The organism is Streptomyces sp. NRRL B-24572, from assembly GCF_002156145.1.
Lineage (GTDB): Bacteria > Actinomycetota > Actinomycetes > Streptomycetales > Streptomycetaceae > Streptomyces > Streptomyces vietnamensis.
The window spans coordinates 1-19,849 of the sequence record NZ_MWIG01000209.1; the positions used below are offsets into that span (position 1 = coordinate 1).

16 protein-coding genes and 2 pseudogenes are annotated in these 19,849 nt (G+C 71.0%); 11 read left to right on the forward strand and 7 right to left on the reverse strand.

The genetic code is table 11. The features are described from left to right. Together CCN56_RS13140 and CCN56_RS13145 are read left to right on the forward strand one after the other, a co-directional pair. Positions 1–485, forward strand: a pseudogene (locus CCN56_RS13140) (M4 family peptidase); the annotation flags it as partial. 64 nt (positions 486–549) lie between these two features. Continuing rightward, positions 550–1,551 (forward strand): annotated as a pseudogene (locus CCN56_RS13145) (phytase). A 604-nt stretch (positions 1,552–2,155) separates the two neighbouring features. Here CCN56_RS13145 and CCN56_RS13150 read toward each other — a convergent pair. The 5 genes from CCN56_RS13150 to CCN56_RS13170 form a co-directional block, all read right to left on the reverse strand. Then, positions 2,156–2,653, reverse strand: a complete 498-nt coding sequence (locus CCN56_RS13150; protein WP_086826648.1) for a hypothetical protein — start codon at positions 2,651–2,653, stop codon at positions 2,156–2,158. A gap of 15 nt (positions 2,654–2,668) precedes the next feature. Further along, positions 2,669–2,875 carry a DUF6126 family protein gene (locus CCN56_RS13155; protein ID WP_086826650.1) on the reverse strand — a complete coding sequence of 69 codons (207 nt, stop codon included), beginning with the start codon at positions 2,873–2,875 and terminating at the stop codon, positions 2,669–2,671. 222 nt (positions 2,876–3,097) lie between these two features. Then, the gene (locus CCN56_RS13160) at positions 3,098–3,277 is read right to left on the reverse strand and encodes a hypothetical protein (protein ID WP_086826652.1); all 180 of its coding nucleotides are present in this window, start codon (positions 3,275–3,277) and stop codon (positions 3,098–3,100) included. A gap of 242 nt (positions 3,278–3,519) precedes the next feature. Then, entirely contained in the window at positions 3,520–3,987 is a 468-nt protein-coding gene (locus tag CCN56_RS13165; protein ID WP_086826654.1) for a pyridoxamine 5'-phosphate oxidase family protein, read from the reverse strand. A gap of 301 nt (positions 3,988–4,288) precedes the next feature. Then, positions 4,289–5,245 carry an acyl-ACP desaturase gene (locus CCN56_RS13170; protein WP_086826667.1) on the reverse strand — a complete coding sequence of 319 codons (957 nt, stop codon included), beginning with the start codon at positions 5,243–5,245 and terminating at the stop codon, positions 4,289–4,291. A gap of 205 nt (positions 5,246–5,450) precedes the next feature. Here CCN56_RS13170 and hemG point away from each other — a divergent pair, with 205 nt between their 5' ends. From hemG to CCN56_RS13195, 4 genes are all read left to right on the forward strand, one after another. Continuing rightward, positions 5,451–6,842, forward strand: a complete 1,392-nt coding sequence (hemG, locus tag CCN56_RS13175) for a protoporphyrinogen oxidase (RefSeq protein ID WP_086826656.1) — start codon at positions 5,451–5,453, stop codon at positions 6,840–6,842. Positions 6,843–7,221: 379 nt separating this feature from the next. After that, positions 7,222–7,788, forward strand: coding sequence for a hypothetical protein (locus CCN56_RS13180; protein WP_179199831.1), 567 nt, complete (start codon positions 7,222–7,224; stop codon positions 7,786–7,788). Next, positions 7,769–8,404, forward strand: coding sequence for a vitamin K epoxide reductase family protein (locus tag CCN56_RS13185; protein ID WP_086826658.1), 636 nt, complete (start codon positions 7,769–7,771; stop codon positions 8,402–8,404). Before CCN56_RS13180 ends, CCN56_RS13185 begins: the two co-directional genes overlap by 20 nt. 529 nt (positions 8,405–8,933) lie before the next feature. Beyond that, positions 8,934–9,656 carry a response regulator transcription factor gene (locus CCN56_RS13195; protein WP_086826669.1) on the forward strand — a complete coding sequence of 241 codons (723 nt, stop codon included), beginning with the start codon at positions 8,934–8,936 and terminating at the stop codon, positions 9,654–9,656. Between the two features lie 158 nt (positions 9,657–9,814). Here CCN56_RS13195 and CCN56_RS13200 read toward each other — a convergent pair whose 3' ends face one another. Continuing rightward, complete coding sequence (locus CCN56_RS13200) at positions 9,815–11,431, reverse strand: GAF domain-containing protein (RefSeq protein WP_086826671.1); 1,617 nt, start codon at positions 11,429–11,431, stop codon at positions 9,815–9,817. A gap of 362 nt (positions 11,432–11,793) precedes the next feature. Here CCN56_RS13200 and ctaD point away from each other — a divergent pair, with 362 nt between their 5' ends. The 3 genes from ctaD (at position 11,794) to CCN56_RS13215 (ending at position 15,488) form a co-directional block, all read left to right on the forward strand. After that, positions 11,794–13,413 carry a cytochrome c oxidase subunit I gene (gene ctaD / locus CCN56_RS13205; RefSeq protein ID WP_107484144.1) on the forward strand — a complete coding sequence of 540 codons (1,620 nt, stop codon included), beginning with the start codon at positions 11,794–11,796 and terminating at the stop codon, positions 13,411–13,413. Then, entirely contained in the window at positions 13,410–13,943 is a 534-nt protein-coding gene (locus tag CCN56_RS43160) for a hypothetical protein (protein ID WP_179199832.1), read from the forward strand. The genes ctaD and CCN56_RS43160 overlap by 4 nt, the downstream gene beginning before the upstream one ends. A gap of 303 nt (positions 13,944–14,246) precedes the next feature. Next, positions 14,247–15,488, forward strand: a complete 1,242-nt coding sequence (locus CCN56_RS13215) for a globin domain-containing protein (RefSeq protein WP_256961951.1) — start codon at positions 14,247–14,249, stop codon at positions 15,486–15,488. A 558-nt stretch (positions 15,489–16,046) separates the two neighbouring features. On the opposite strand, the gene CCN56_RS13220 is transcribed toward CCN56_RS13215, so the two are convergent. Further along, on the reverse strand, positions 16,047–17,120 hold the full coding sequence (locus CCN56_RS13220) for a YihY/virulence factor BrkB family protein (protein ID WP_086826664.1): 1,074 nt from the start codon (positions 17,118–17,120) through the stop codon (positions 16,047–16,049). Between the two features lie 892 nt (positions 17,121–18,012). On the opposite strand from CCN56_RS13220, the gene CCN56_RS13225 reads away from it, so the two are divergent. Continuing rightward, entirely contained in the window at positions 18,013–19,023 is a 1,011-nt protein-coding gene (locus tag CCN56_RS13225; protein WP_086826665.1) for a LacI family DNA-binding transcriptional regulator, read from the forward strand. 170 nt (positions 19,024–19,193) lie between these two features. Then, on the forward strand, positions 19,194–19,849 hold a 656-nt coding region (locus tag CCN56_RS13230), incomplete at its 3' end, for a discoidin domain-containing protein (RefSeq protein ID WP_143664512.1).

Consider the following 19,849-nt stretch of genomic DNA (forward strand, 5'->3'; position numbering starts at 1 on the left):
CCCCTCCGCCGTCCACCCCCACCCCCTCGCCTTCCACGCCGCCGAGCGGGAACGCGCTGACCAACGGCACCTTCGAACAGGGCACCAGCGGCTGGGCCCAGAGCGACGACATCATCACCAACTCGACTCTGCAGCCCGCGCGCGACGGATCCTGGTACGCCTGGATGATGGGCTACGGCACTGACGCCGTCGAGTCCCTGTCCCAGTCGAACATCGCGGTGCCCTCCACCGGCACCCCGAAGCTCACCTTCTGGCTGAAGGTCACCACCCAGGAGTCCGGCTCCACCGCCTACGACACCCTCAAGGTCAAGGTCAACGGCACCACACTGGCCACCTACTCCAACGCCAACGCGAGCTCCGGATACGTCCAGAAGACCGTCGACCTGTCCGCCTACCAGGGCCAGACGGTGAAGCTGGAGTTCGCCGGTACCGAAGACACCTATCTGTCGACCGTCTTCCTGGTCGACGGCATCGCCATCGGCTGACCGGTCCCGCTCCGCTCACCACCAGTGCTCCTGCGGCCGNNGCTCCGGCCGCAGGAGCCACCGCATGCGCGCGGCCTCCTTCGCCCTCCCGGCGCAGGCCTCCGGGATCGACAGCGTCCGGCCGAAGGCCGAGACCGCGCCGTTGTTCGACGACGAGGCCGGCGGCAACGCCGACGCGGACGCCCCGGCGATCTGGCGCGACCCCGCCGACCCGGGCCGCAGCCTGGTGATCGCGACCGCCAAGCAGGGAGGCCTGGGGCCTACGACCTGGACGCGCGCCAGGTGCGGTCGATCCCCGCCCCGGCCGGGCCGGGCGCCGATGACAAGCCCGGCCGCTTCAACAACGTCGACCTGGTGCAGGGCCTGCGCCTGGGCGGCGTGCGCGCGGACGTCGCGGTGGTCAGCGACCGCGGCCGGCACCGTCGACTACCGCCAGGTCCGCACCCTGGACCTGCCCTCCTCCTTCCGCCTGCCCAACGGCGCCTCCTGGACGCCCTGCGCCGAGCCGGGCGAACTGCCGCAGGTCGAGGGCATGGTCGTCGACCCCGCGGACGGAACCCTGTACGCGGGGCGGGAGGACGTCGGCATCTGGCGCATCGACGTGGGTCTGACCGGCACGCCGGTCCTGATCGACAAGGTCCGTGAGTACGGCGTCCCGGGCACGTACGACGAGCAGACCGAGGAGTGCACGCCCGGCATCGACCCCGGCTTCGACGGCACGCACCCGACGGCCGACGTCGAGGGCCTGACCCTGGTCAACGAGCCGGGCGGCGACGGCTACCTGCTCGCCTCCAGCCAGGGCGACGACACCTTCGTCGCCTACGACCGCGAGCGCGACGAGGACAACGAGTACGAGAACGCCTTCCGCATCGCCGCGGCCTCCCCCACCCTCGACGGCTCCGAGGTCTGCGACGGCGCCGCCGCGCTCAACGCTCCGCTCGGCACGCGCTACCCCGACGGTCTGCTCGTCGTCCAGGACGGCGAGGAGACCCCCGGTGACGGCGACCGCGAGGCCACCGGCTTCAAGTTCGTCGACCTCGGCGAGGTCGACGACGCCGTCGACTGATGAGCGAACGCCGCGGGCGCACGGTGACCACACCGTGCGCCCGTCCCGCCGTCACGCCTCGAAGAGACGGGCCGGCCGTCCTCGGACCGAGGGCGTTCGCGGCATGGCCCTGAGGTGGTGGCGAAGCACGAAGGGGGCGATCGCGTTGCCCCAGAGAACTGGACTCGTAGCTTGCCCCGGTGAAGTTCACGCGACTGTTCCCCCGGTCGAAGCGCAGCGGGTGCCGCCGGTGCGGCCGAGATCGTGGCGGCGCTGCGGCGGGTGACGGGCCGGTGAGCGCGGTCGCGACCGGACTCGGTGCGGCGGCGGGATTGGGCGCTGCGGGCACCGTGCTGCCCCTACGGGTTCGCCTGGGCGTAGCCGGGTCGTGCGCGGCCGGTGTCGGCGTGGTGGGCCGCGCTGCGGGCGTGGCAGCCCTGGGCGGTGCGGTGTGGCCCGTACGACTGCCAGGTCTGCTGCCGCTCGCCGGGACGGTGTGGTCGGACGACGCCCTGTCGGGCCCGGTCGATGCCGAAGCTCGGCCGAGAAGGCGGGCGTGAAGGAGGCGTCGTCGTCGACCAGGTGGTTGACCGGCCGGATCGCCGGCAGAGCGGAACACCAGGTTTCACGAGCGAACGTCCTGCGGGGAAGTCCGGACCGCGCCGGCGGGCCACAGGACGTCGACCTCGATGCCTCGGGCGCGGGCGAACGCCACGAGGTGGGCCGTGACATCACGGGCGTTCGGCGGGGATCCGTCCCACACGGCGAGCACGCGCGCGCAGGCGCGGAGGAGTGACTCGTCGGCACGCACACACGAGTCGTGATCGGCGGGGTCGAAGTCCACCAGCCGTACCTGCTGCGAAAGCATCAGCAGTTCACCGGCAGCCTTGTGGTCCGGTGCCCGCAGCAGGGCCGGCAGGCCCGCTTTCGAGGGCAGCACGGTCACCAGCGCCATCCCCGCGGCTCGCGCGGCTCGACCGACCGCCACGGGCAGGCCCTGCCCTACGCGCACCAGCCCCACCCGGCCCGCCTTCGCGAACGCGGCCAGGCGAGAGCGCAGCTCGGATTCCAGCAGTGTCAGCGCCTCAGCGGTGAGATCACCATGTCCTACGACCGCGATCATCTGTCGATTCCTCTCTCATGTCATCCCGCCCTGCGGCAAGGCGGGACGGGACTGCTTCGGTGCGTGCTGCCCTACGTAGGAGAGCAGCCAGACGAAGCCGGCGAAAAGGTGGGTCGCGAAGACGTAGACGAAGACGCGCAACATCACGCCACGCTCCTTCCACCTCTCCGTGTCCCCGTCGTCATGTTCTTTCTGCTGACTCGTGTCCTCACCGCTCCGCATTCTTGGCTCCGGCTTCTCCCCGGCCTGGGAGGAGGCTCACCAGGTCGACCTGCCGTCGTGGTGTACAGCCGGTGTTCGCGAGCAGCTCGCGGACGACCAGGAGAGCCGGGCCGGCACAGGCGCGCCTCGATGCTCTTCATCGGCTCGCCGGCCCTTCCGCCCCACGCGGTTCGGCTCCTCCGGCGAGTTCGTACAGCACGGTGGAGCCGTCCCGGATCGCGTTCATCCTTCGCGGATCCCCTCGTCGACGTCGACGCCGTGCTTGCGTGCCAGACGAAGGGCGTCGTCCAGCTCGTCGGCCGCGAACGCGGCCTCGAAGGCGTCCTCGGCCGCGTACGCCGCCTCCAGCCGCTCCCGCGCCGCACGGACCCGCTTCAGTACCGCCTCGGTGAATGTGCTCACGCCACGCTCCTTCCCGGTCCCGCTTGTGCGACTCGTTAACTGACGAATTGAAGAACTTTGCAAAAAGTATCGGGAGGGCGGGCACGTCGAACTCCTCCTGAGGCTCGCCCCGTACAAGGGTCTGAGCTGCGGTCGACTTGCCGGTACGGTCGCCAGTGGGCTCGAAGAGGGTGGGGCGACGCCCGTTGAACGGGTTCGGTGGGTGTCCCGAGCCCGCTCCGGCTCCTACAGATTCCTTCGGTTCAGTGGGGGTTGTTCGGGTCGAGGAGGCGGATGCCCGTGATGAGGTCGGGGTGGATGCGTACGACCTGGTCCATGTGTTGATCCGACCAGGGGTGGAGCCGTGCCTGGTATCGGGCGATGTCCGCCGGGTCCGTCACCAGGCGGCAGTATCCGGTGACGACGGCACTCCAGCCGAGGCGGGCGGTGGTGTCGATGGCGTCCGCCTCGTACGCGACGACGACGCCCGGGCTGTCGGCCTCGCGGGCGCTCAGTGTCAGCGCGGCGCCTTCGTGGATGCGGATGACGATCTGGCCCTCGTCGAGGATGTGGTTGACCGGGCGGATGGCCGGCAGCGCCTGCCGCGTGAAGACGATCCGGCCCATGGGGACACTGCCCAGCAGGTGCAGGGCCTCGTCGGCATCGAGTTCCACGGTGCGGCGCGGTGCGGCGGACGCCGCGCATGTCCGGTGGGCCGGAGCGTCGTTCATCGGGAGTGTCCTGGGAGCGGGAGACGGAGGAGTTTCAGTAGACGCCTGGGCGGGGCGCGACGAAAGGGTCGTTCGGCCCCTGTGGCTGTCCCTCGGGCAGGCCCTCGGGCGGGCGCACAGCTCCGCCTCCAGGACGGAAGCCGCGCAGCAGGGAACAACACCTGACGCCAGGGGAGTGGCTTCCGTCGGGTGGGAAGGCTCCCTGTGATCCGGTTCCAACCGGGCGCGGGAGGGACGGCCACCGTGCGGCGGCGTGAACGAGGCCCGCGCCGGGGCTTCGCATGGCGGCCCGTCAGCCGTCTCAGCCCCGGGATGCGTCCCGTCGCGCCAGGAGCGCGGCCCTGCGCTCCTCGAAACGGGCGGCCTGGGTGTCCAGCGACGTGAGGAACTCGCCCAGTTCCTGCTGGGCCCTGCGACCCTCCGGGCCGAGCCCGGACAGGTCCATGACCCTGAGGTGACGCAGTACGGGCTGCAGGACGTCGTCGTGGTGGATGCGCAGGTCGTACACACCGCCGAGGGCGATGCGGGCCGCGGCCCGTTCGAAGCCCGGCAGTCCGTGGCCCGGCATCCGGAAGCCGGAGACCACGTCGGCGACGGCGCGCATGGCGTCGTCCGGGGCGATCTCCAGGGCCGCCTTGAGGAGGTTTCGGTAGAAGATCATGTGCAGGTTCTCGTCGAGGGCGACCCTCGCGAGCAGCCGGTCGCACACGGGGTCCCCCGAGCTGTGACCGGTGTTGCGGTGCGAGATCCGGGTGGCCAGCTCCTGGAAGGCGACGTAGGCCACCGTGTGCAGGGCCGAGTGGCGGTTGTCCGACTCGAAGCCCGTGGACATGTGGGTCATCCGGGCGCGTTCCAGGGCCGCGGGATCCACCGCACGCGAGGCGAGGAGATAGTCCCGCATCACGATCGAGTGCCGGGCTTCCTCCGCCGTCCAGCGGTGCACCCACGTGCCCCACGCTCCGTCACGCCCGAACAGGGTGGCGATCTCGTGGTGGTAGCTGGCCAGGTTGTCCTCGGTCAGGAGGTTCACCACCATCGACACCCGGCCCACGTCGGACAGAGGAGACTGCTCCGGAGCCCAGGGCTCACCTTCCAGAGGCCCGTCGAAGTCCCGCCCGCTGGACCAGGGAACGTACTCGTGGGGCATCCACTCCTTGAAGACGCTCACATGGCGGTCGAGTTCGTGCTCCACGACTTCTTCGAGCGCGTGCAGGATGCGGATGTCCGACCCGGAATCGGACGTGCGGGGAGACGGCATGGTCACGGCGAGCGGGCCTTTCACGGGAACTCTCGTACCTACGGGTCCGTAAGTTACGGGCCCGGGGTGGTGTTCCGATGGGGCCGTTCGGCCCCTTTTGCCGGTGCGGAGCGCTCCCGTTCACTGCTCATGGACCTCCGGCCCACCGACGCTCCGGGACCCGGCCGGAGGCCCGCCGAGCAGTTCTCGCGCGAAAGGAACGCACATGCGTGGTCAGGCCACACCGGGACACGTCGTCGTGGTGGGAGGAGGCGCCTCCGGTCTCGCGGCCGCCCACCGGCTCGTCGAATCGGGCGCCCGCGTGACGCTCCTGGAGGCCTCCGGGCGGCTGGGCGGCAAGCTGTGGGCCGGGGAGATCGCGGGCGTGCCCGTCGACCTGGGCGCGGAGGCCCTGTTCGCGCTGCGACCCGAGGCGGTCGAGCTGGCCCGGGCCGTAGGACTCGGGGAATGCCTGGAGCCGGCCGTGACGACCTCCGCCTCCGTGTGGAGCCGCGACGCGCTGCACGTCATGCCCCGTGGCCACGTCCTGGGGGTGCCGGGGGACTGGGCGGCACTGGAGGGTCTCGTCTCCCCGGAGGGCGTCGCGCGCATGAAGCAGGACCGCACCCTGCCGCGTACCCCCGTCGGGGACGACGTCGCGATCGGCGCGTACGTGGCCGAACGGTACGGCAAGGAGGTCGTCGACCGGCTCCTGGAGCCCTTGCTCGACGGCGTGTACGCGGGGGACGCCTACCGCATCTCGATGCGCGCGACGCTTCCCGCCCTCCACGAGGCGGCCCGGCAGCACGGCTCACTCCTCGACGCCGTCGCCTCCCTGCACCGCACGCCCGCGCCGGACGCGTTCGCAGGCCCGGTGTTCATGGGGATCACGGGCGGTGTCGGCCGGCTGCCGGGTGCCGTCGCCGATGCCGTACGAGCCCGGGGCGGGGAGATCCTTCTCGACTCCCCGGTCCTCGCGCTGACCCGTACCGAGGACGGCTGGCGGATCCGTACGGCCGATCGACTCCTTGCCACGGACGGCGTGGTCGTCGCCGCACCGGCGTGGTCTGCCGCGGCACTCCTCGAAGCCGAGTGCCCGACGGCGGCGGCCGAACTGTCGGGCATCGAGTACGCCTCGCCCGCGCTCGTGACGCTGGCCTTCCGCCGCGCGGACCTGCCCGTCCTGCCCGGCGGCAGCGGATTCCTCGTACCGCCGGTGGAGGGGCGCACGATCAAGGCGGCCACCCTGCTGACGCACAAGTGGCGATGGCTGAGGGAGATCGCCACCGGTCTCTTCGTCCTGCGGGCCTCGATCGGCCGGCACGGGGACGAACAGGCCTTGTACCTGGACGACGCGGAACTCGTCGAAGTCGCGCGCCGCGATCTGGGCGAGATCCTGGGACTCGCTGCCGCACCCGTCGCGGCGAAGGTCAGCCGTTGGCACGACGGGCTGCCTCAGTACGTGGTCGGGCACACGGCACGGATCGAGCGGATCAGGGACGCGGTCGCGAAACTGCCGGGGATACGGGTGTGCGGTGCGGCCTACGACGGCGTCGGCATCGCCCACTGCGTGGCGAGCGGGCGGCGTGCCGCCGAAGAAGTGCTGGGCGCCGTGTGAGGCGCGGGCCCACTGAGCCGTGGGGCCGACCGCGCGGACGGGGCGCAACCGTCTTCTCCCCGGCATCCGGACCGCGTGACGCGGTCGGCCCCACATCCGGAGCGCTCCGAGGCACGGGAGTCCCGGAGCGCCCGCATGCCGACGGGGCGCGGATGACGACGTCGTCCGCGTCGACGACGCGGGGGAGGGGACGAACCGCCGGGTGCCGGTCGGCGGTTGCGGGTGAACACGATCCAGCCCGGGCCGCCTCACCCCGCGGAAGGGCCGTTCGACCCCTGTCGACCCGCCGGGCCGGATCGGTTCACTGTGCTGCGGGCCGAGCCGGTCCCGTGCGGAGCACGTCGACGTAGCGCCCCAGGGCAAGGGAGTGAGGGGAACGATGATCACGGCGGTGGGACACGCCGACCTGGCACCGGACACGCGGAGAGCGGTCGAGCGTGAGTTCCATGTGCGGTTGGAGCGCCTCGGGGACCCGGCAGTCGGTCTGGTCCGCGGCGGTACGGCGCTGTCCGCGGCCTTCGGCCGGGCGGTGCACGCGTCGGGCCGGCGGCTCGTCGTACTCCTGCCCGCCCGGGGAGCGGTGCCCGCAGCGCTGCCGCCGGCCGACCGGGGACCGGCCCGGGAGGTGATCGCCCTGGCCGAGGAGGTGCGGCTCCTCGCCTACGACCCCGACTCCCGCGACGCCTGTGTGAGCGCGGACGAGGCGCTCATCAGCCAGTGCTCCCGGCTCCTCGCGGTCTGGGACGGTTCCCCCACCGACGGGAGGGACGCCACCGCACACCTGGTGGCGTACGCACGCGCCCGCGGGGTGCCGGTGGATGTGGTGTGGCCGGTCGCGGCGGTCCGTGAGCCGATACGTCACGAGACGAGCCCGCGCCGGCCCACGGCCCTGTTCCCTTCCCCGCTCGTTCCCAGGAAAAGCCGAGATGACCAACGCTCTTCGTAGTTCCGCCGCCACCCGCGCGACCACCCCGGCCGATCGTACGACCGGCGCTTCCCGCGCCTTCGCGTGGCTCCTGATCGTCACCGGTGGGCTCGGCGTCCTCGCCTCGTGGGTGATCACGCTCGACAAGTTCCTCCTCCTGGAGGACCCGGCGTTCGTGCCGTCCTGCACGATCAACCCCGTCCTGTCCTGCACGAACGTGATGCGCAGCGAGCAGGCGTCGGTGTTCGGTTTTCCGAACCCGATGCTCGGTCTCGTCACGTACGGCGTCGTCGTCGCGATCGGCGCGGGAGCTCTCGCCGGGGCCCGCCACCGCCGTTGGTTCTGGCTCGGCCTCAACGCCGGGACGCTGTTCGGCGTGGGCTTCTGCATGTGGCTGATGAGCCAGGCACTGTACGAGATCGGTGCCCTGTGCCTGTGGTGCTGTCTCGCCTGGGCGGCGACCGTCGTCATGTTCTGGTACACCACGGTGCACAACCTGAGGCACCGCATCCTGCGCGCGCCCAGGCCGCTGGTCGCCGTGGTGACGGAGTTCCACTGGGTCGTACCGGCCGTCTGGTTGGCGAGCGTCCTCCTGCTGATCACGACCCGCTTCTGGTCGGCATGGCAGAGCCTGTGATGTCCGTACGCACGCCATGGCGCGGCCCGGGCGCGCCGGGCGTGGGTCCGGGGGACGGCCGGACCGTGTCGAGGCCGGCGCACCGGGCCGCGGGGGTGAGTCGATCACGGCGGGCCGACGGTCCGATAGGGCTGTTCGGCCCTATCGGACCAGGGCCGTTCGGTCCAGAGGAGGCGTTGCGATACTGGCGCTCGTCCCGCACTCGGCCCGGCACCCCCGCAGCGGGTGGTCCACCGCTCACATCGCGGCTCTTGCCGCTTGATCAGGAGTTCTCCGTGAAACCCCGTCCTTCCCGTCGAGTCGCTCTCGCGGCCCTCGTGCTCTTTCTGCTCTGTACGGCCGCCGCCGTCGTGTCCTTCTCCCGGGGTTCCTGGGCCGGAGCCATCTGGGTGCTCGCGGCGGGATTCTGCTCCAACGCGGCCTGGTACTGCGCGCGCGGGACCCGTGCGGTGGCGCGGGCGAGTGCGGCGGGCGCGACCGCGACCTCCTGCGGGATCGGCGAAGCGTGCGGTTCCTGTGCGAGGACGGCATGCTGACCGCCGGTCACCCCGCCCCGTCCTCCACCGCCCCCGTGCGGGTCTTTCTGCTCGACGACCACGAGGTGGTCCGTCGGGGCGTACGGGATCTGCTCGAAGCCGAGCCGGGCATCGTCGTGGTGGGCGAGGCCGCGAACGCCCGTGAGGCGCTCGCCCGGGTGCCTGCCGCGCGGCCGGACGTCGCCGTGCTCGACGTACGCCTCGGCGGAGCGACCGGGGGCGATCACGAGGGCGTCGAGGTGTGCCGCGAGCTTCGCGCGGAACTCCCGGACCTCGCCTGCCTGATGCTGACCTCGTTCGACGACGACGAGGCCTTGTTCGATGCCATCATGGCCGGTGCGGCGGGTTACGTCCTCAAGCAGATCGGGGGGTCGGACCTGGTGGCCGCCGTCCGTACGGTGGCGACGGGCAGGTCGCTGCTCGACCCCCGGATGACGGACCGGGTGATGGCCCGGATACGGGGCTCCGTACCCGACCCCGGGCCCAAGGCCGTCGCGCCCGGAGAGCTCGACCGCCTCTCGCCCCGCGAGCTGGAGATCCTGGACCTGATCGGCCTGGGGCTGACGAACCGGCAGATCGCCGATCGGCTCTTCCTGGCCGAGAAGACGGTGAAGAACCGCGTGTCGTCGATCCTGGGGAAGCTGGGTGTGGGGCGGCGCGTCCAGGCGGCGCTGATCGCCGAACGGTTCCGGGAACCGCAGGGCACCCGACCGTGAGGCGGAGGCCGCGGGCGGGAGCCGTTTCCCGCGTGTGCGGCCCCTCCGCGCCTGCGTACGCGCAGGTGCTGCTTCCCGCGCCTGCGTACGCGGAGATGCGGCGCCCCGCGTCTGCGTACGCGGAGATGCGGCGCCCCGCCTCTGCGTACGCGGACCGGTCAGCCGGCGGGCAGGGGCGCGCTCCAAGTGACCCTCGTGCCGCCCTCCACGGGTGATTCCAGGCGGAGGGTGCCCCGGCACTGTTCCGCTCGCGAGCTCATGTTGAGCAGCCCGCTCGTCGGCCGGGCGGACCCCAGGCCGGCACCGTCGTCCGTGACGGTGAGGACGAGCTGGTCGGCCGTGTCCGGGACGGCGAGCACGACATCCGCGCGGCTCGCCCGTGCGTGCCGCGCGGCGTTGCTCAGCGCCTCCGCCGCCACGGCCAGCACATGCTCGGCCAGCTCCTCCGGAACGGCGCTGTCGACCGGCCCCGTGATGCGCAGCGATGGTGTGAACCCCAGGTGCTGGGCTGCCAGTTGGGCCGTCTCGGCCAGCCGTCGGCGCAGCGCGGGACCGCCCAGGTCGTCGGCGGTCGTGCGCAGCTGGAGGATGGTCGAGCGGATGATCTGGATGGTGGCGTCGAGATCGTCCACCGCACGGGTGACCCGCTCGGCGGCCCCGGCGTCCCCGATCGTGCGGGTCGCGCTCTGCAGCGTCATGCCCGTGGCGAACAGTCGCTGGATCGCGACGTCGTGCAGGTCGCGGGCGATGCGGTCGCGGTCCTGGAGCACCGCCAGCTCCTCGGACTCGGCGCGCCGCCGGGCGAGTTCGAGGGCGATCGCCGCCTGATCGGCGAAACCACTGATCAGCAGGGTCTCCGTGGTGTCGAAGCCCGGCCGTCCTGCCCTACGGCTCAGCCGCAGAGCGCCGCACACGGCGGCGTCGACGGGCAGCGGCACGGCCACCACGGGGCCGTGCTCCTCTCCGGCCGTACCGCCGATGGGCAGGCCCCGGGGATCCGTACGTACGTCGGTCGTGACCACGGGCCCGCGCGTGCGCGCCGCGAGGCCGGCGAGCGAGCCGGACGCCGGCAGCCGCGCTCCCCGGACGAGTTCGGCGGCGTCGCCGTGCGCGACCCGTACGGTCAGGTCGCCGGAGGACGTGGAAGGGAGCAGGACGGCGGCGAGGTCGGCGTCGGCCACCTCCATGGCCCGCCGGGCGATCAGACGCAGGACCTCGTCGGTGGCGGTGCCCGCGAGCAGCGTGCGGGTGATCTCGCCCAGCGCCTCCAGGCGGTGCTCACGACGCCGACTGTCGTGGTAGAGGCGGGCGTTGTCGACCGCGACACCCGCCGCCGTCGACAGCGTCGTGAGGACCGCCTCGTCGTCCGCGTCGAAGGCGCCGCCGCCCCGCTTCTCGGTCAGATAGATGTTGCCGAACACCTCGTCCCGTACCCGGATCGGCGCTCCCAGGAAGGTGCGCATCGGCGGATGGTGGGGCGGGAAGCCGAAGCTGCTGGGATGCCGGCCGAGGTCGTCGAGCCGCAGCGGTGAGGGGTTGCGGATGAGTTCGCCGAGGATGCCGTGACCGCACGGCGCCGGACCGATCCGCGTCACCAGGTCGTTGTCCATGCCCACGGGCAGGAACTGGGAGAGCTTCTGCCGGTTGTCGATCACGCCGAGCGCCCCGTACTCGGCGTCGGTGAGGCTGACGGCCGCCTCCACGATGCTCCGCAGCACCTGCGGGAGTTCGAGGTCGCGGCCGAGGTCCATGACCGCGGCGAGCAGGCCGTGCATCCGGTCGGGGACGTCGAGTCGCGGCCAGGCGGGGTGGGGTGCGGTGTCGGACATGTCCGCAGGGTACGTGGTGCACGGTCACCGCGAACGGCAGGGGTCGAACGGCCCTCCCGCCGTCCCGCCGTCGGGTACCGCTCGGCCCTGCCGGATCCCGGAAGGCGGCCACGAGCATGGGTCGGCGGCCGGGAAGCGCCGCGGAACTCCCCCGTACGCGACCGCTTCCCGGCCCCTGGCAACAGAAACGCGGAAGTGGAGGTCGTCGTCCGGTGGACGAGGCACGCAGTATTCAGGTGAAGGCGAGGGAGCCGCGGCTCCCGCGAGCGGCCGGCGAGGGCGCCGCACGGCCGGCCCGGCCCTCGTGGGTGGGGTGGCTGACGACCACCGACCACAAGCAGATCGGCACGCTCTACCTCTGCTCCGCGCTCTTCTTCTTCGTCATCGGGGGTGTCATGGCCCTGATGATGCGCGCGGAGCTGGCCCGCCCCGGCACGCAGATCATGTCGAACGAGCAGTTCAACCAGGCGTTCACGATGCACGGCTCGATCATGCTGCTGCTCTTCGCCATGCCGCTCTTCACCGGCTTCGCGAACTGGATCATGCCCCTGCAGATCGGTGCGCCGGACGTCGCCTTCCCCCGGCTGAACATGCTGGCGTACTGGCTGTACCTCTTCGGCTCGCTGATCGCCGCCGGCGGCTTCCTCACGCCCGGCGGGGCGGCGGACTTCGGCTGGTTCCTCTACGCGCCGCTCTCCGACGCCATCCACTCGCCCGGCCTCGGCGCCGACCTGTGGATCATGGGCGTCGCGCTTTCGGGCTTCGGATCGATCGCGGGCGCGGTCAACTTCATCACCACGATCATCTGCATGCGCGCTCCGGGCATGACGATGTTCCGGATGCCGATCTTCACCTGGAACGTGCTGCTCACGTCCCTCCTCGTGCTGATGGTCTTCCCGGTCCTCGCCGCCGCGCTCTTCGCCCTCGAATGCGACCGGAAGTTCGGCTCGCACGTCTTCGACCCGGGCAACGGCGGAGCGCTGCTCTGGCAGCACCTCTTCTGGTTCTTCGGACACCCGGAGGTGTACATCCTGGCCTTGCCGTTCTTCGGCATCATCTCCGAGGTCGTTCCGGTCTTCAGCCGCAAGCCGATGTTCGGCTACATCGGTCTGGTGGCCGCGACCATCGCGATCGCCGGTCTGTCCGTGACCGTGTGGGCACACCACATGTACGTCACCGGTGGCGTGCTCCTCCCGTTCTTCTCCTTCATGACGTTCCTCATCGCCGTACCGACCGGCGTGAAGTTCTTCAACTGGATCGGAACGATGTGGAAGGGCTCGCTGTCCTTCGAGACCCCGATGCTCTGGGCCACCGGCTTCCTCATGACCTTCACCTTCGGTGGTCTGACCGGCGTCATCCTGGCCTCGCCCCCGATGGACTTCCACGTCTCCGACTCGTACTTCGTCGTCGCGCACTTCCACTACACGCTGTTCGGCACCGTGGTGTACGCGATGTTCGCCGGCTTCCACTTCTGGTGGCCGAAGTTCACCGGCAAGATGCTCGACGAGCGCCTCGGCAAGATCACGTTCTGGACCCTCACGGTCGGCTTCCACGCCACCTTCCTCGTCCAGCACTGGCTCGGCGCCGAAGGAATGCCCCGCCGCTACGCCGACTACCTGGACGCCGACGGCTTCACCGCCCTCAACACCGTCTCCACCATCGGCTCGTTCCTCCTCGGTCTCTCCTTCCTGCCGTTCTTCTACAACGTCTGGAAGACCGGCCGTTACGGGAAGAGGGTCGAGTCCGACGATCCGTGGGGGTACGGGCGTTCCCTGGAATGGGCGACCTCCTGCCCGCCGCCGCGGCACAACTTCCTCACCCTGCCGAAGATCCGCTCCGAATCTCCCGCATTCGACCTGCACCACCCCGAGCTCGCAGCCCTCGACCGGCTCGAGAACCGGTCCGACGAGACGGCGGAGCACCGGTGACCGCGGCCGTCCTGGCCCTGGGCATCGGTGCCGTGACCGCCTCCGGGTGTGTCTGGTACGTCCCCGCGCTCGTCGACCTGCGCGCGGGTGCGGACCGACCCGCCTCCCGGCGCCTGGCCGCGACGGCGTGCGTCACCGGCTGGGCCACCGCCGGCGCGACCGCTCTGCTGCTCCTCGCGGGTGCTCCCGGCCCGTTCCTCCTCGCAGCGGTGGTGGCCGGTGCCATCGCGAGCGCAACGGCGCGCGCGGGCGCGGCGGTTCGGCGCAACCGCGAGGAGCGGGAGGACGCGGCCTGCTGGGTGGCTCTGGACTCCGCACCACCGCGCAGGAGACCCCCACCGCCCCAGCACGCCTTCGCCCGCAGAACCGGCGCGGGGCTGGCCGTCTCAGTGGTCATCGTGTCGCTGCTGTCGACCTGGGGCCGCAGCCGCGGAGTGAGCGGCGCCGTGACCGTGGCGGTGCCCACCGCCCTCGCCGTCCTCGCGCTCGTCGCGGCGAGCGCGGTGCGGCGGGGCAGGGAGCGCGAGTGATCACTCGCAACCTCGAAGGCCGCGCCGGTCGCGCCCGACCGTGTGGTGCGCCCGGCGGAACGGGAGGAGGAGCGAAAGGGCCGAAAGACCCTGCCCGATGAGGCCGGACGGCAGGGAGACAGCGGTGCAAGACTGACGTGTCTTCCGGCCGCGGCCACGGTGCTGCCGCTGCCACCGGGTCCGTTCGGCGGACGTCCCGCCCCCGGTGTGTCATCGCCCCGAGACGGCATTGACGAAGCCCCGCTGCCGTCCGCCGGGGACGGGGCGGAGACGCGGGACACACGCCAGGAAGTGAGCCAGCACGTGAGCACCACCACGAGCGACACGTACGACGAGTACCACGCGCTCCTCGCGCGCCACGACGCGATGCGACTGCGCCGGCAGCTGCTCGCCCCGGCCGGGGCCGTCAGGCCGGCGGAGTCGGGGCGCGCCTCGTACGGGACCGACGACCAGGAGACGATCAACCGCCATCTGGCACTGGTGACCCCGTTCAGCGGCCTCATCACCCACCTGTATCAGGTGATGTTCGAACAGCATCCGTATCTGCGCGGGCTGTTCCCCGACTCGATGGACTTCCAGCAGGCTCATCTGGAACGGGCCTTCTGGTACCTGATCGAGCACCTGGACCGGCCGGAAGAGGTCGCCGACTTCTGCGCCCGCTTGGGCCGCGATCACCGCAAGCTGGGGGTGCGGCCCGTGCATTTCGAGGTGTTCGAGTCCGCGCTCGTCGCGGCCCTGCGTCGCAGTGCGGGCGAGCGCTGGGTCGAGGAACTGGAGCAGGCGTGGGTGCGGATGGTGAGGTTCGCCGTCGACTCCATGGTCGACGGCGCGCGTGAGGCCTTGGCCGAGCCCCCCTACTGGAACGCGGCGGTGACGGGACACCGGGTGTGCGGTCCCGGTGTCGCCGTCCTCCGAGTCCGCACCGCAGAACCGTTTCCGTACCGTGCCGGGCAGTACACCAGGATCGAGTCTCCGCTGCTGCCGCACACCTGGCGGCCGTACACGGTCGCCGGCGCGCCCCGGACGGACGGGGAGCTGGAGTTCCACGTACGCCGTACCGGCCCGGGCGGTGTGAGTGACGCCCTGGTGGCGCACACCCGTGTGGGTGACCCGCTGCGCCTCGGACCGGCGCAGGGAACCATGACGCTGGACGACGGCCTGGCACGCGACGTACTGATCGTGGCGGTCGGGACCGGATGGGCCGCAGCCAAGGCACTGCTCGACGAGTTGGCCTTGCGCCGCCGGCCCGGCCGCAGCGCGCACCTCTTCCTCGGCGCCCGCACACGGGACGACCTGTACGACACGACCGCCCTCGCCGAGCTGGAGACGCGGCACCCCTGGCTGCGTGCCGTCCCGATGCACGGTGAGGCCGGCTCGATGGCCGACACGGTGGCCCGGCACGGCGACTGGTCCGAGCACGTGGCCTATGTGAGCGGCCCGCCCGCTGTGGTCGCCGCCACGGTGAGGAGGCTGAAGGCCGTGGGACTGCCTGCGGACCGCATTCACCACGATCCGGTCGACGGGACGTCTGCCTCGTGCCGTTGAGGAGGGATCCGAGGAGGATTCGCTCCGGATGCCGGGAAGACAGCCAGGTCAGGGAGGTTCGTGCACGGTGGAGGTCGAGTAGTGCGTCGCGTGTGCAGGTGGGGCGCAGAGCGATGCTCGGCACGTGGCTCTGTTCATGAGTTCCCGCTCTACCCGCGGGGCGGGCCCGCATGCTCCCCGCCCGAAACCGCCCAAGGTGCACCATGCGCGGATCAGGTCTCCCTTCGACGGCGGCGGGCGACAACGACAGCATCGACTGCAGCGGTCACGGTCGGCAGCCCGCGGACGGGGACTGCTTCCGCCCGATCCCGGACCGTCTGCCCTGCTGATACATCTCTGCCTGCGCCCACCGCGGCCCCTGCCCCATCAGCCGGGAGATCCGCTCCGCACCCTGCTCGACCAGCACCCCCGAAGCACGAGGTGGCAGCCCTGCTTCAGGCGGCTCCCCAGGGCTCTGCCGGCACACTCACCGTCCGGCCGGTCCACAACGTCGTCCTTCGGGGCCGGCTGCTCGGGCGGCCCGCGCCGCTCGGACAGCGCGAACCGAGCGACGACGTGTCACCCGCCGCCGAACTCTCTTCGCTCGGCATCACTCCACTTGTGGGTGTCCCGCGGCTCGACGTAAGGCTCCTCATCGGCGGGGTGGCCGCCGATGATCGCGCGCTCGCGTGCCAGTTCGGCATCGAACTCCAGGCCCAACAGCATGGCCAGGTTCGTGATCCACAGCCACACCAGGAAGATGATCACCCCCGCCAGGGTGCCGTAGGTCTTGTTGTAGGAGCCGAAGTTCGCCACGTACAGAGCGAAGCCCGCCGAAACGATCATCCAGAGGGCCAGGGCCAGGAAGCTTCCCGGAGTGATCCACTTGAAGCCGCGGACCCTTGCGTTCGGCGACGCCCAGTACAGGATCGTGATCATGGCGGCCACCAGCACGACCAGCACCGGCCACTTGGCGATCGACCACACCGTCAACGCGGTGTCACCCACGCCCAGGGCGGTCCCCGCCTGCTTGGCCAGAGCCCCGGTGAACACCACGATCAGCGCGCTGACGCAGGCAAGGAGCAGCAGCACCAGCGTCAGAACGAGCCGCAGGGGCGTGACCTTCCAGACCGAACGCCCCTCCGGGATGTCATAGACCGCGTTGGAGGTGCGGATGAACGCGGCCACATACCCTGACGCCGACCACAGCGCCAACAGCAGACCGACGACCGCCATGACGGATCCCGCGCCGCTACTGGCCTGCAGCTGGGTCACGGCATCGGTGACGATGTCCCGGACCGACCCCGGCGTGAGCTTCGTGATGTTGTTCAGGACGCTCTGCGTCGCGTCCTTGCCCGCGATGCCCAGCATCGAGACCAGCACGAGCAGGGCGGGGAACAAGGCCAGGATCCCGTAGTACGTCAACGCTGCAGCCCGGTCGGTGAGCTCGTCGTCCTTGAACTCCGCCACCGTCCGCTTCAGCACTGCCCACCACGACTTCTTCGGCACTTCGGTGGGCTGATCCGGAGCGCGGCTCTCCACTTCCGGATGCGGTCCGGCGTCACCGGCACCATCTGTCCCACGGCCGGCGTCATGATGCCGACCATCCTGCGGGTCCTGTGCATCCCGCTTGTTCTGCCATATCCGTGTCATGCCGTGCGGCTATCCCCATACTCGGACGCGAACCGTCGAAACGGGTGTCTTTGTCCACGGTCGATCCATCGTGTCGTTACCGACCGTGCAGGGCAGCGGCTTTCCCGAATGGAGCCGGGGCTGTGCGGTGCCGCCCCCGCCTGCCCCAGGCCGCACAAGGGCGCCTGCGGTTGTGCCGGCTCTCGATCCGACAGGCGCATCCGTGCGGCTCTCACGGAGCGTGATCGTCAGCGTCGTCGAGCACGCGCTCGTCTGAAGGCGTATGTCCAGTCCGAGGAGTACGCGCGATCGCGCAATGCCGCTGCGATGCCGGTGGGACACGGTCCGTATCCGGTCGACCGCGTCAACGGAGGGCTCCACTCGATAGGGGTGCTCTCCGAGGTCAAGGGTGCAGGGGAGGACGACTATCGCCGTCGCGTCCGCGGGCTGCCGGCGCGCACTGCGGTGGACGATCTCCATGGAGAGCTACGCGCAGCTGAAGCAGCGGGCGGACGCGTGGCTGCTGTCCGTGCCCTTCGCCGGAGGGTGCCCGGCTTGTCCCCGACAGCCGGGAACCCCGGAGCAAGACCGCCCCTGACTCCCATCCCGAACGCCCGGGGCGAACAACCCGTGAGCACGAGTGGCGGCACCCACCGCTCGCGCGAAATGGTCTGTGCTCCGGGGTTCCTTGCCGCGTTGCGGGTTCGGTGAGTGGTGCCGGCGTACTGACCGTGTCCGCGCCGTACTTGTCGTCGCGTTTCACCACGGCTGCTTCCCGCGCGGCTGTGTGCCGCGACGGTCGGCGCGGCGAGGGTGCCGTGCCCACCGTCGTCAGCCCCGCCTCGCTGACGGTTTGCGTGAGAACTGCAACTGGCTGTCATTCTCTTGCGGTGCTTGCGCTAGTCTTGCGTGTATGACGCGACGACTTGCTCAGGTGGCGAAGAAGGTGGGGGTCAGCGAGGCTACGGTCAGCCGTGTCCTCAACGGCAAGCCCGGGGTCTCCGAGGCGACCAGACAGTCGGTGCTCACCGCCCTCGACGTCCTCGGCTACGAGCGGCCCACTCAGCTCAGGGGCGAGCGCGCCCGGCTTGTCGGCCTCGTCCTGCCGGAGCTGCAGAACCCCATCTTCCCGGCCTTCGCCGAGGTCATCGGTGGTGCACTCGCCCAGCAGGGGCTCACCCCCGTGCTCTGCACGCAGACCAAGGGCGGTGTCTCCGAGGCCGACTACGTCGACCTGCTCCTCCAGCAGCAGGTCTCCGGCGTCGTGTTCGCCGGCGGTCTGTTCGCGCAGGCCGACGCCCCGCACGACCACTACCACCAACTCGCCGAGCGCAACATCCCGGTCGTCCTCATCAACGCCTCCATCGAGGGCCTCGACTTCCCCTGCGTGGCCTGTGACGACGCCGTCGCCGTCGAACAGGCCTGGCGCCACCTGGTCTCGCTCGGCCACGACAAGATCGGTCTGCTCCTGGGCCCCGCCGACCACATGCCCTCCGGGCGCAAGCTGCAGGCTGCTCGTGCGGCGGCCGAGGCGGCCGGCACCCCGCTGCCCGACGAGCAGATCGTGCGTTCGATCTTCTCCCTCGAAGGCGGGCAGGCCGCTGCCAACGGCCTACTGGAGCAGGGCGTCACCGGCATCGTCTGTGCCAGCGACCCCCTCGCCCTCGGGGCCATCCGGGCCGCCCGCCGTCGCGGGCTCCGCGTCCCCCAGGACGTCTCCGTCGTCGGCTTCGACGACTCCGCCTTCATGAACTGCACCGAGCCGCCGCTGTCGACCGTCCGGCAGCCCATCGAGGCGATGGGGCGGGCCGCCGTCGAGCTGCTCTGCTCCCAGATCCAGGGCGCTCACTCCCACCCGGGCGAGCTGCTCTTCGAGCCCGAACTGGTCGTGCGCGGATCGACCGCCCCGCCGCCGGCCCGCTAGCGGAGCACCGTACCGTTTCCTCCTCGAAGGCACCGTTTCCTGCCGTCGTCCCGACGGCTTCGGAAGCGGTGCCTTTGTCATTTCCCTGTCCAATCCGTTGACAGCGTCGTCATCCGGTAGAAACCTGTGCCACCAGATTCCGCAAAACATCGACTGAATTACTCAAAAGAATGCGAGTCGCTGTGTACGGACGACGACTGGTGAGGGCGCTGCTGATCGCGGCCCTGATCGCCCTCGGGCTGCTGCCCGTCCCCGCGCAGGCCGCCGGCGCCGCGGACACCGACCTCGCGCGCGGCAGACCCGCCACGGTCTCCGGCGCGCTCGGCGGCTATCCGGCGGCCAATCTCACCGACGGCAGCCAGGCCAGCTACTGGGAGGGGCCGGCCGGTGCCTTCCCGCAATGGGCGCAGGTCGATCTCGGGGCGGCGGTCCGCGTCGACCGTGTCGTCCTCAAGCTGCCGACCGGCTGGGAGGCGCGCGACCAGGACCTCGCCGTCCTCGGCTCCACCGACGGCAGCGCCTTCACCACCCTGGCCGGCACTCAGGCCCGCCGCTTCGACCCGGCCGCCGCCAACGCCGTCTCCCTCACCCTGAACGGCAGCGAGGTCAGGTACCTGCGCGCCCGGATCACCGCCAACACCGGCTGGAACGCCGCCCAGCTCTCGGCCATCGAGGTGTACGGCGAGCCGGGTACCGTCGAACCGCCCGTCGGCGGCACCGACCTGGCCCGGGGCAAGGAGGTCGAGGCGACCTCGGTCACCCAGAACTACCAGGCCGCGAACGCCAACGACGGCTCGACCGCCACCTACTGGGAGTCGGCCGGACT